Raw genomic sequence first — 13,383 nt, 5'->3', positions numbered from 1 at the left:
TTAGAAGTTAACAGTCAATCCTAATGAGTAAGTACATGCAATTGGATATTTCATTCCATTACCACTTGCAAGTTCCGGGTCCCACAACTTAAGACTATCCCATACAAACAGGTTATTGCCCAGAAAGAAAATACGTGCATTATCCATACGCAGTTTATTAACCCATGTTTTTGGTATAGAATAACCTATTTCCAGTGTTTTAAAGCGTAAATATGCTCCATTACGAAGCCAAAAAGTAGACTCACGATAATTATTGGCATTCCCCCCATAACTTAGACGAGGATATTTAGCATTTGGATTCTCTGTTGCCGGATCACCCGATATTTCTGCTGCAATCCAACGATTTCCCGGTTCTGCCATATCAGTCAGAATATTTCCCCACTCGCCTTTGTTAAAGGCAAAAACCGTAGGTCCATTGATGAAATAAGAAGATTTACCTGCTCCCTGAAAATGAACATTAATATCAAATCCACGCCACTGCAAAGAAATACCCATACCATATATTAAGTTAGGAATACGAGTAGCTCCGATAGGTACTTTATCCAAATCAGATATCACACCATCACCATTCACATCTTTGTATTTGATATCACCCGGAGCATAATCTCCGAATTCTTGCTTCGGACTATTACGAATGTCATCCCAATCTTTAAATAATCCCAAAGCAATCAAACCGCGCGCCTGATTATATCGGAACCCTTCAGTTTTTCTATAAGAATATTCTTGTGCTTCTTCGTCATAAGCCTTCATCTCGTTTTTGGTCAGAGTCATGTTGCCTCTTACCGTTAACTGTACTTTCCCTATCTTCTGTCGGTAAGAAAAATTCCCGTCTATACCTATAGACTCCATTTTACCGACATTTGCATACGGTTGACTAGTTACACCTACTATATTGGCAAGATGTTTGCGCTGCATATAAATATCTTCACGAGTATCTTTATATAAATCAATCGTTGCCGTGAGGCGATTATTTAAGAAAGCCATATCAAAACCCAAGTCATGCTTTTTAGCAACTTCCCATGTTAAGTTATTAGAAGCAATTTGATCATAATGCAATCCATTATAACTATTACCACTTCCATAATCACCAAAATTAAAACCATTACTATCACCGAAAGAACTCAAATAAGGGAAACGGGTACCTACACGGTCATTACCAACCACACCATATGAATAGCGAATCTTAAACATATCTACCCATTTCAGATTGTCTTTTATAAAACTCTCTTCCGCAATATTCCATCCACCGGAGATAGCCGGGAAAAATCCAAACTGATTTCCGGTCGCAAAATTCTCACTACCTGTGTAACCAAAATTCGCTTCTATGAAATAACGATATTTATAAGAATAGGTAAAACGCCCGGCTAATCCTTGATTGCGTTTAGATATACCTTTCATTATATCACTGTCAGTACCGACTGTTTGTATTTCTTCTCGCTGCGTATATTTCAGCATGGCGCCTACATCATGGTATTTAGCAAAAGAACGATTATAATGCAATTCTGCCTCAAAATTCTGCAAGCGTATTCCTTCTGCATTAGATGATTGCGTCATTACCTGTTCTTTCACAATACGATTCATTATCAAACCACCATTTGCATCCCGATGACGCTCCGCACGATACTGCTCCGGCTTACGAATACGATTGATAGAATTTTTGTTTTCAGTATCGAATCCAAAACGACCAATAAATTTCATCCCTTTGGTAATGAATTTCAGGTCCTGCTCCAATGTTACATTTGTCTGAATTGTATTTTCCCACTTTTCCCTGTATCCAGTCTGGGTGGCCAGTACCCAAGGATTCATACGGTCTCCTTCTACAGAGTCGAAAGCTGAATAAACAGGTACTGATCCATCCGAATACATCACCGGAATACTAACAGGATTTTGTCCCACCAATGAGCTCCATATATTATCTGCCAATCCTGGAGTATTGTACTTTTTCAATGAACCAGACAATCCTACTTTCAACAAAGTTAATTTGGTTAAATTAATGTCCACATTCATACGGTATGTCCAACGTTTAGCATCTGCATTTGTATTATATTCTTTACTAAATGCTTTATCTGTCTTATACATACCTTGCTCATCCGCATAACTGGCAGAAACAAAGTAGCGGGCCGAAGTACTACCACCACTCAAGTTTAAAGAAGCCTTATATGTCATAGCACCATCCTTCAATAAAACATCCTGCCAATCCACATTCGGGTACAAATCCGGATCTACCTTTTGGTTGATTATTTCCAGTTCATTAAGAGTATAAGCAGGCTCAAGATTCCGGGTAGTACGAGCCTCATTCAACATTTGAGCATAAGTATATCCGTCAACAAACTCCGGAGTGCGGGTGCGTGTGTTATAGGTACTCTGCAACTTCACATTAACATTGACTTTACCAAGATTTCCGCGTTTTGTTGTAATCAGCACTACCCCATTAGCACCCTTTGAACCATAGATAGCAGTAGCAGACGCATCTTTTAATACAGAGAATGATTGAATGTCTTCTACACTAATTTCATTCAGGTCACGTTCAAATCCATCAACTAGCACCAACGCACCAGAATTAGCACCGAAAGTAGAAATACCACGAATCCAAAACTCTGAAGTAGCCCCTGGTTCACCGGAAGATTGCATGGCAATAACTCCAGCTACGTTACCCGCTAATGCATTGGTAATGCTAGTAGTCGAATTAGAACTCAAATCTGCGACATCCACCGAAGTGACAGCACCTGTCAGTGTTGCTTTCTTCTGAATACCGGTACCAGTAATGACAACCTCATCCAATGCAGTATTCGAAGTTTCTTTCATTGTCACATTAATCTCCGTCTTTGTTTTTACGCCGACCTCCACCTTATCATAACCAATGTAAGTAAACAATAGAGTTGAATAAGGACTGACCTTTATTCTATATTTACCGTTTATATCTGTCACTGTTCCAAAACCAGGGCGATCTTTTACAACAATATTAACTCCCACAAGGAGTTCTCCCTGACTATCCCTTACAATACCTGTCACATTTATTGTCTCCTCCTGAGCTATAATATCCAGCGGAAAAGTCAGAATTAAAGTTACCAGAATTAATAAATATTTTTTCATTTCCTATAATGTTTTTCATGAGTATTATTCTGCAGTTATCGTGCGGATTCGATAGTTGTTCTCATCTGCAATATAAAATGTCTTGGTCTCTTTGACATACACAATTCCACTCGGTTGATTAAATTGAGCTTTTGTTAATTCGCCATCTGCATACCCTTTTTCATTCGGTCTCCCTGCAAAAGTCTCAACCTTACCTTCCGGAGATATTTTTCGGATACAATGATTGTATCTGTCACATACATAGAAATTACCTTCTTCATCAAAAGTTCCCTGACGGGGTTGTGAAAATTTTGCTGCTTCTCCTACCCCATCGCTCCACTGTACATTATATTCATCATTACGTCTTGCACCGCAAAGTAGAAGAGGCTTACTTAGCGAACGAGTTTCACGATTGTAAGTTGATTTAAACACAACATGCTTATTTTCAGCTGTAAGATAAACAAAGTCTCCACTTGGATGAAATTGCATCGCATAATACATATCTGAATTACCATCAGTCACATGCTGGGATTTTTTTCCTGTTACGGGATCGTCCAACTTATAAACATAACCGTCAGCGCGTTGAGTAAAGAAACAAGTTCCATCCTGCGGATGCATAGCAACAGCATCGCATCCTTTTCCTTTGGCTAATACTCCATAGCTCCCCACTGCACCACTGTATCCCTTATCCTTAAACAGCATGACAACGGCTTTTCCATTGTCATCTCCTTGCACCTGATTAGCCACTAATAACGTATCTTTTGTTGGAGAAAAGCACATGGAATGCATACTACTAATTCCTTGTCCCTGCCCTCCTACAAGCAAGGTAGAAACCTTATCTCCATCAATTGAGATTCTACGTACAGACCGATTATTTTCAAGTAGAAACAGATCACCATTATCGTCTATTTCCAACCAATAAGGAGCCTCAAACTGTGCCTCTTTAAGAGTTCCGTCCACACGCGCAGTTTTACCATCTTTATCTGTAAAGCCGCACAAAGTCCCCACGCGTAGTTGATATTCATATTTGAATTCCTTATCGAAAACATGTTCTTCAGTATTACCTATTCGTACACTAACCTTACCGTCACCGGCACGAATCGGCACTACACAATAGATACAATGTCCGTTAGATCCAATTACAATAGCTTTTTTCCCAGACACTGTTACATTGATCTTCGAAATATCGGTTCCGAAATTCTCACCATAAATAAATAGTTCACCCTGACCTTTGCTAGATTCAGGATAAAAACGGTCAATCACAACCGGCTTAGAAGGATCAAATTCTTCACCTTTAGCGTCATCTTTGCAACCATAGATACAAAGAAGACAACCTAAAAATAGAAAACTGAAACTCTTAAGTTTTTCCATGATTTTGTTTCCCATAATTTTAAAAGATATAATTGATTAACTTTATCGTCAAACACTATGTCCGCCATATTTAACGGCACAAATATAAATAGAAGGATTAGGGATGCTTTTATAAAAGCATGACAGAAATTTCCACGTCTAACAGAAAAACAGAAAACAACACAAAAAAGACAGAAAAGCAGACTTTAATCGAAATGTATAAACTAAACAGCAACATTCATTGACATATCATTACCATAATATATGCCTCCATGACACTATCCAAGTTTCTTTCACTGCCTGATTAAATTAATGATATTTCCTTTTTCAGTCTTTAGCGGGTACTCAACATACGGGTCACATTCTCAAGCAAAGAAGCTCCGCTTGCATGAGCACACATATAAGCAGTTCCATTCTTTTCATCACTTTTCACCGAATAGGTATTTCCCCAATAAGGACCGCAATACATCTCGGGCCACAAGTCACGATTCATGTGTTCGAACCATAGAGTTTTAGCATTATGAAGCAAGAAATTTCTCACTTCCTCACGAGTCCTGTAAGAAGTCGATTCATCCAACACTAAATTAACTGCATAAGGAATGAATACCGCTTTAAAGATTAATCCGTCATCTGCATCAAGACTCCCTTCATTTCTCAATAACCCTTTGTCAACGCAACGACTACTGGAAATGGTATATACTACTGCCGTCTCCGCTTTCTTCAAATAACTACGTTGTTCAGTAATATGATAAAGTAAACGGGCAGCTTCAGCAAATGTACCTTGAGTATACGTCAATGGAGGTTCCTCCACTCTACCATCCGGGAGCATCAGGTTTGCAGTGATAAAGTCATATAGCTTCTGGGCATCTTCAAGATACTTAGGTTCTTTTGTTTTCATATAGAGCTTGCAGGCTACAACACAAGCCGGAGCATTCGTACAAATATAACGAGTATCCTTATCAGCGGGACTAGTCGTTTTCCATGGCAACGCCCAACCTTTCTCATCTTCCTTGCCCTGAGTGACCATATGTGTATCATAAATCTTTTTGGCCATATTGAAATAGGTATCATCGCCCGTTGCCTCCGTCATATGCAACATTGTCGACGAAATCCAAGCCATATCATCTATAAACTCATTCAAGAAGCCCGTCTCATCTCCCTGCCCCCTCCAATCATACCAATTATTGGCATGGTTCTCAAACCATAACTTGAAGTAATTCTCATAAGTTGCAGCCCGTTCAGGGTCTTTATCCTTAATACGTTCGTAAGCATATACCAACACATCCATGGCGTGCGCCTGTTGCCAATAAAGATATTGCGTCCTGCTTGGAAGTTTATTCTGAACAGCAGCCCAGAATGTTCCTTTCTCTTTATCCATAAATTGATCTATCAAGACTGAAATACAGCTATCGGAAGCCGCAGCCCATATCTCTTCAGGAGTCTTTGTTTCAGCGTTATTTTCATTTTCATCAGGAAAGGATGCTCCCTCATTTTCGTTACTACATGCTATTAACGAAAAAGTAATTACAGCAAATGCCCAAAATAATCTCTTCATGTTTTTCAATTTAAATATGTTTTTATCAGTAGATTCTCTTATTTCATTTTAAGGAAAGTTATTGCTTGCCCTCCACCTTTTGCCATTACTATATCCAATTCGTCCTCGGAAGTAACCGCCTTTTCGTAAATTCTGTATTCTGTCGGGTTGGTCTTCCAGTCGGTTTTCTCCGTATCTGCATAAATAATAGCTTTATAAGACCGATAAGGTTCCAGAAAATCCAGCTTAATATAAACTGTTCTCGCCTCCTCATTGGTAGCTGCGCCCAAAAAGTACTTGTCATCAGCCTTCCGCACAATAACAACAAACTTCCCCGGTTCCCCATCCAAAGCTTTCGACCAATCACAATCGGCATCAAAATCACGAAAGAATTGAAACGCCGGATGCCCGTCGTAGTTATCAATGAGGTCAGATGCCATCTGTACCGGTGAATATAAAATAACCCAGTTTGCCAATTGTTTGGCTAATGTAGTATTTACGCGGCTATTCCCTTTATCAAGTCCATGCCATTTTTTATGTTTGGGTGAACTTTTACTTTTCTCCAACAATATATCAAAAGTTCCCGGAGTATAGTCCATCGGCCCTCCCAATAAACGCGTAAAGGGCAATATCACGTGATGAGAAGGCGGATTACCTTCACTCCAGCCGTTCCACTCCATCCCACGGGCTCCTTCTCTTGACATCATGTTTGGCCATGTTCTGCGAATACCAGTGTCTTTGATCGGTTCGTGCGCATTAATAGTCATGTGATGGGCAGCAGCCAGTTCTACTACTTTCTGATAATGATTCACGCCATATTGTCCGTGATGACTGAGATGATTGGGGAAACCACCCGCATATCCGGTCTTCACATTGATAATCCCCAAGTCTTTATACCACTTATAAGCTTTCTCCATTTGAGCTTCATAATAAGGGATGTTCCCTCCTGTCTCATGATGACCGATAACAGTCACTCCACGTTCTTTTGCATAACGAGTGATTTCTTCTATATCGAAATCTGCAAAAGGTTTCGTATATTCAAAACGTTGATTACCGCCCCAATTCTGCCAACCATCATTCCAACCTTCAAACAAAACACCCCGGATGCCATTTTTAGATGCAAAGTCAATATATTTTTTGGCATTCTCTGTAGTAGCTCCATGTCGGTCGCCCATCGTCCAAGTTTCTACACCAACATGCATTCCCCACCATACACCTACGTATTTCATCGGTTCAATCCAGTCGGTGGTTTCCAACTGACAGGGAGGATTCAGGTTCAGAATCAGTCCCGAATTAATTAAGTCCACAGCTTTATCGCCAATCTGCAATGTTCTCCATGCAGTAGTAAAATGATTCGGTTTCTTCACTTTCACTCCATCGGGCCAAGGAGCCAGATTAGACTTGAAACTCGTACCTTCTCTATGTTGCAGTGTCATTTCGGGAAAGTCGTATAATGCCGCTTCATGAATACTGCCATATACACCGCTATTTGTCTTGAAAGTCATTGGTGTGTTGGCATCTTTAATGGCACTGACCGGTTTTTCCGAATACAATATTTCATAAGTATCAAAGTTAGCCGGAATAGACCACGAAACACCATCTTCAGCAATATTGAATGTAGTCAGTTCATCCATTACAAAAAGAGAATCGACACTTGGAACATCATATTCATAACGGAAACCAACTCCGTCATTAAAAGCACGAAAACGAATTGTCAGGTTTACTTTGCTATTCTTCAAGTGAACGGCCAACTCATTATAATGCTCACGCATGGATTTATTTTCTCCCCATGGCTGAGTCCAATGCTCGTCTTTTGTATGAAAGCTTGTCTTTCTGAGTTTGAACTCATTCGCCAGATTTATATTATTCTTCTCTATAAATCCCAAAACAGAGGGTGAAATCAACATTTTACCATCGCGAAGGAGTTGATAAGTCGGGGTTCCGCCAGCATCCAAAGAGAATACGATTGTATTTCTACCATCAGGTGACGACACCTTCTTATCATTAGCCGCCTGCAGACAATTTACATAAAAAAATGCCAATAACAATAAGCTTAATACTTTTACTTTCATCTTCTTTCTTATTAATTATTTTATTATCGTATTGTAAGAGCGCACGGTTAACTCAAAATTCATCGACTTTCTGTTCGGTCCGGATTTTATCCAATTCCTTTTGTAAGCGTGCCGCCACTTTATCATATTTCGGATTACCATACAAATTGTGTAATTCATTCGAATCTTCCTTTAAGTCATACAATTCATTGTAGTTAATCCCATTCCCGTAGAAATGGATTAATTTATAACGACTGTCACGTATCCCATCGTGACGGCGCACATTATGCACTGCCGGATAATCATAATAATGATAATACAAATATTTACGCCAGCCAGAAGGAGCCTTTCCCTTATTCTTGAAAAGAGGAGCCAATGACGTTCCTACCATAAAATCCGGTTTATCAATACCTGCCATATCCAGAAAAGTAGGAGCATAATCAATGTTCTGAACCAGTGCATCAGATACCGTGCCAGCCTTAATCCTTGTCGGATAGCGGATGATCAACGGAGTACGGAAAGATTCTTCATACATGAAACGCTTGTCAAACCAGCCATGCTCACCCATATAGAATCCCTGGTCGGAAGTATAAACAATAATGGTATTATCCATCAATCCCTCTTTCTCCAGATAAGCCAACAATCGTCCGACTTCTTCATCAACAGATTTGATACAACGCATATAATCTTTGATATAACGCTGATATTTCCACTTCAGCAATTCGTCTCCCTGCAGGTTTTGCTCGATAAACTTCCGGTTACGGGGTTCATAAGCTTCAAGCCACTTCTTACGGTCTGCCGAATCCATGCGGTTCAATGATCCCTCCATGCTCCGGATACTCCAGTCATTCTTCAATCCCGGTCGGTCGCCCAGCTCCCGCACCTTCAGGTCATATGCCAATGAAAGGTCTTTGGATATGCTCATCTGTTGCTTACGCGCAGCCTCACCACGGGTAGCATAATCATCTTTGAATGTTGCCGGATAGGGAAACTCTACCTCTTCATATAAATCCACATATTTCGTATCAGGCATCCAGTTCCGATGCGGAGCCTTGTGGTGTACAAACAGGCAGAATGGTTTATTCCTGTCTCTTTCTTCCAGAAATTCAATGGCATGGTCGGTGATCAGGTTGGTTACATAGCCTTTCTCTTTCACATATTTTCCATTCGTTTTTTTACTCCTGAAACCCGGATTATAGTATTCACCCTGATCCCACAGGATATGATAGTAATCAAAGCCCTTCGGTTCACAACGCATGTGCCACTTACCAACTACTCCGGTTTCATAACCATTCTCCTTAAGTATCTCCGATACAAATACATGCGCAGTGTCAATGCCCGCATCCAGACGACGTTGCCCGCTTTGATGGCTATACAGCCCCGTCATCAGGCAAGCACGACTGGGAGTAGACAAAGAGTTCTCAACAAACGCTTGCCGGAACAGCATACCTTCAGAGGCCAAGCGATCCAGATTGGGAGTCGGAGCCTGCACGGAAAGCGGATGTCCGTAAGCACTAATGGCTTGATAAGAATGATCATCCGTCATAATGTGGATGATATTAGGACGTTGCTGCACTTCTTTCTGTGCAGAAGCATCAGACAGCACAAAAAACATCGGCACAGATGCACAAATAAGGTTCATTTTGTTATTCATGTTCTTCTATTTTTTCAATCTCGTCAAACGCAACTGATCTATCAGTGCCTGATTGACATTAATATTCATATTTTCATTATGAGGTTCAAATGAAAGTGAAATGGTGTGTTCACCAGGTGTCAGATGAACCTGATGGCTATTGCTCCATCCCCAATTCTCCCACGCATTCATCCCACGCTGTGGGAATATCGAAACTCCCGACAAGTGATTATCTACATACAAGGAACGAATAGCACAACGGTTATCATCAGCAATGGTATTATTGCCGTTTGCGTATCTCCAGTCAATCGCATAAAGGCCTTCATCTTTAATTGATACCGGAATTTCAATCATAGTATTCTCTTTCTTGTCAATGTTGACAAAGCCTGTCCCCATGAATCCTTTGTGTTTCCTTTCTGACTTTGGTGCATAATCTTCTACTTCGTATGTGCTATGCTCTTCAATTACTATCGGTTCACTCGCAAATGAAGCCGTATATTTATCTGCGGCAACAGCGATTACCTGATATTCACCATACGCATCCTCCGGCAAACGATAATGAGTTGTCTCAACAAGCTGACATATCTTACCATTTCTCAAAATCCGGTAAGCAACGGCACTTTCTATTTTATTCCAAACTATCTTATTCGAGTCTTCCAGTTTAATAACCGGAGTCTCGATAGAAGCAATAGCTGGTTGCAAATTAACACCTTGCTTTTTGAGTTCATTGTTGGCCATGACAATCTTCACGTCATGATGTCCTGTCAATGTGCCGGCTACTATCGGATTCTGCTTCTTTCCATCCAGATAAAAGGCTTTAATCTTATTTCCATGACCCTCTACCTCAATATCGAGTGTAGAACTACGGTATGGAAAATTCTTTAGTATACGCCTGCCAGTCAACGCCTTCGGAACGAAAGGCTTAAACAACAATTGTTCGTCATCAAAATGGATGCCCATCAACAACTTGTACACAATGCTTAAGTTTCCTGACAAGCTCCATAGCATATTACTTGAATTAATTTGCGTACCTCGATAGTTACCTGTACTTAGCACAAAGTTTTCCTTATTGGTAACAAATAAGGCAGCTGCACGATAAATACTTCCAACCGCGTGAAGAACAGCCTCTTCATTCCCCGCCATAGCTGCAGCATGCATCCAATAAGAAGATACAAAAGGCCAAACGGCATTATTATGGTAAGGAGGTATATTGGGAATTTCCGGATAGAAAATCGGTGTTCCGAACTCGCAGACCGGAGCATTGCGGATAATTTCCGCACGTTTCCCGGCTGGCGCAATTCCCCACAGTATTGCTAAAGACTCGCCTAATGATTCACTTCTGGAAGAAAGTATATTATAATTGCGTCCGTACAAAAACTGGGCATAATAACCTTTCTCCGGCATCCACAAATAACGATTAACCGCATCGGCAACCTGCTTCGATCTCGTGGCATATTTCTTTTCAGCCACCGTATCACCCATCCTACCTGCCATACAACTCAAAACACGGAGGGCTTCCACATGCACCGCATTAGTTCCCAAACACTTCGATTGGAATATATCTACAGGTTGCATCCAACGGGGATAACTCTGATTTCTCCAATCAATAAATGAAGATTCGCCCATCACCAGCCCTGTCTTTTCATCATAGACAGTGAGATAATCATCTTCCACTGATTTACGGATAATCGGATAGACTTTCTCCAACCACTCACGGCTTCCCGTCACCTTATAGATCTCCCAAGCGGCAACAGCCCAAATCATACGGTCGGTACTGCAGGGCCAACTTCCTCCAGTACCCGTATCCTGAATGATACGTCCGAAACGGTCTACTTTCCGGAGCAAACAGTTCATCGAGACTTTAGGTTGCATATAAGCCATGCTCAAAATAATACTATAGCTTACATCACGTGTCCAAACTCCCGGAAAGCCGGAGCCCGTGCGCAATGTACTATCCGGTTCGATAGCATTGACCATTTCATCCAAAGACATATTATACAATGTATGCTCAAGTAAAAAAGGAGTTTGAAGTTGGGGATAAAAAGCCAAGTCATACTTAGGTTTCCATTCTCCTTTAAAATCCCTAGTACGTTCCTCCTCAAAATTAGAAGATAGATGGACAGGAGACAGTGCTTTACCTGTAAACTCCCCCTGTTCAATACGATCTGTATACCAGGCATACTTGTTATTCTTAAAAATAAGTCCATCAGACTGTGCATAAGAATGTCCTACAGAACAAACTGTAGCAATCGACGCGATAAAAAAAGTAGTGTATCTCATAATTTTCATTCTATAATCAAATCTCATTTTATTGCAGCTAAGCGGGCGTACATCTCCACAATGGCAGCTTGTGTCAATAACCATTTGCGATTCTCCTTTTCTTTGCCACTAAAGTCGACATTAAACAAGCCATTCTCTTCACGGGCATATTTCCAAGCACAATCCAAACTTTTCTTAAAAGTGTCCAGATATGTCTTGTTTTTATCTTGCTTATACAACTCAATATAGCCTCTAAGCATTATAGCAGTGAACCATATATCTCCCTTTCTGATTAGCTTAACAGATGATTCATCAGGAGTTGTAACATAATTAAAAAAGTAGCAATAAGCCTCTTTCGCAATATTCCGGGCATCCGTAAGATAAGCAGAATCGCCTGTCAGCTCAAACAATAATGCCGCAGCTTGCATCATTTGCCCGCTATTATATGCAAATTTCGCCTTTCCTATTTTTCCATCCAACTCTATGTGGTCAAAATAGAGATAATCCGTCGTATCTTGTAGTTTTTCTTTTGTCCATTCATATTGTCTTTCGGCTTCTTTAAGGTATATGCTTTCATGAGTTTCCTGATATATTTTCAATGCTAATACCGCAGCGGGAGCATTAGAGCAAGTATTTTTAGTATCTTTTCTCTGTTCACACCAATAAATACCACCACCTAATTTATCATCTGTCCCACTTTTTACAAACCTCCATATCGCCTTTGCTTTCTCCAAATATTGTTGTTCACAAGTCAGCCGATAGAGATCTATAAAATCAATACCCAACCAAAGGTTATCATCATAAAAGCGGTCGGAAACCGGAGCTGTTGAGATATAAGAAGAGTAAGCATGAGGTTCCCTTTTCCGGTCGTAATATGCTTCCAAGCCGGGTAATATGCTGTTTTCCAGAAGTTCCTTATAGATTTTATCACCTGTCGCCTCCAATAGAGCAACTCCCGCAGAGAATACGCCTGAATAAGGCCACAAATAAGCGTATTGATTGAAGCCTCTCTGGCTGCCGGACGCCAGACTGGGTATAGAATAATATGTATCAGAAGGATAATTCTCGTGAAGCAGACAAGTGGTATCTATGGCATAATTGGTATAAAGGGAGGTAAAAGTCTTCTCAGCCCTCTCTAACCAAATGTTCCGCTCAATAGGATGAGAAGAACAGGCAAGCAATAGAAACATGGACAACAACGTGCCCCAAACAGGAATCAATTTCATAGTCATTAGTATTCTGTAGATGTTCTGATGCGGCAAATATAGGAAGAAGCAGAAGTGGGGTTTATACAAATGCATGACAGAAAATTCCATAATTAGCAGAATAACAGAAAATAATACAAAAATGACAGAAAAGCATACTAATATCTTTTATGTGCCTAACCAGCATCAACACTCCATCCCGAAAAAAGTCATTTTTCTCATGTTTTTTATCTTTAAAAAAAGGTCTCATCCAACAAAATTAGTACATTTGTCACAATC

Annotated in this window: 7 protein-coding genes; all 7 read right to left on the bottom strand. The window is 40.3% G+C overall.

Annotated elements, in window-relative coordinates; translation table 11 throughout:
* On the bottom strand, positions 1 to 3,093 hold the full coding sequence (locus I2I13_RS13360; RefSeq protein WP_195649690.1) for a TonB-dependent receptor: 3,093 nt from the start codon (positions 3,091 to 3,093) through the stop codon (positions 1 to 3).
* Positions 3,094 to 3,117: 24 nt separating this feature from the next.
* Complete coding sequence (locus I2I13_RS13355) at positions 3,118 to 4,458, bottom strand: IPT/TIG domain-containing protein (RefSeq protein WP_195649689.1); 1,341 nt, start codon at positions 4,456 to 4,458, stop codon at positions 3,118 to 3,120.
* 298 nt (positions 4,459 to 4,756) lie between these two features.
* A complete protein-coding gene (locus I2I13_RS13350) occupies positions 4,757 to 5,977 on the bottom strand; it encodes a glycoside hydrolase family 76 protein (protein WP_195649688.1) in 1,221 nt (406 codons plus the stop codon).
* Between the two features lie 38 nt (positions 5,978 to 6,015).
* Positions 6,016 to 8,028 (bottom strand): glycoside hydrolase family 97 protein, encoded by a 2,013-nt coding sequence (locus I2I13_RS13345; protein WP_195649687.1) that lies wholly within the window; start codon positions 8,026 to 8,028, stop codon positions 6,016 to 6,018.
* A 52-nt stretch (positions 8,029 to 8,080) separates the two neighbouring features.
* Positions 8,081 to 9,661: a sulfatase gene (locus I2I13_RS13340; protein ID WP_195649686.1), complete on the bottom strand. Its 1,581-nt coding sequence runs from the start codon at positions 9,659 to 9,661 to the stop codon at positions 8,081 to 8,083.
* Between the two features lie 6 nt (positions 9,662 to 9,667).
* Positions 9,668 to 11,920, bottom strand: a complete 2,253-nt coding sequence (locus I2I13_RS13335; RefSeq protein ID WP_195649685.1) for a glycogen debranching protein — start codon at positions 11,918 to 11,920, stop codon at positions 9,668 to 9,670.
* A gap of 23 nt (positions 11,921 to 11,943) precedes the next feature.
* Positions 11,944 to 13,125, bottom strand: a complete 1,182-nt coding sequence (locus I2I13_RS13330; protein WP_195649684.1) for a glycoside hydrolase family 76 protein — start codon at positions 13,123 to 13,125, stop codon at positions 11,944 to 11,946.
* Positions 13,126 to 13,383 lie beyond the last annotated feature (258 nt).

It is taken from the genome of Bacteroides sp. D55t1_190419_B8 (genome assembly GCF_015558905.1).
In the GTDB taxonomy this organism is placed as follows: Bacteria; Bacteroidota; Bacteroidia; order Bacteroidales; family Bacteroidaceae; genus Bacteroides; species Bacteroides vicugnae.
The sequence above is the reverse complement of the archived record's forward strand: the minus strand, read 5'-3'. Positions and strand labels throughout refer to the sequence as shown.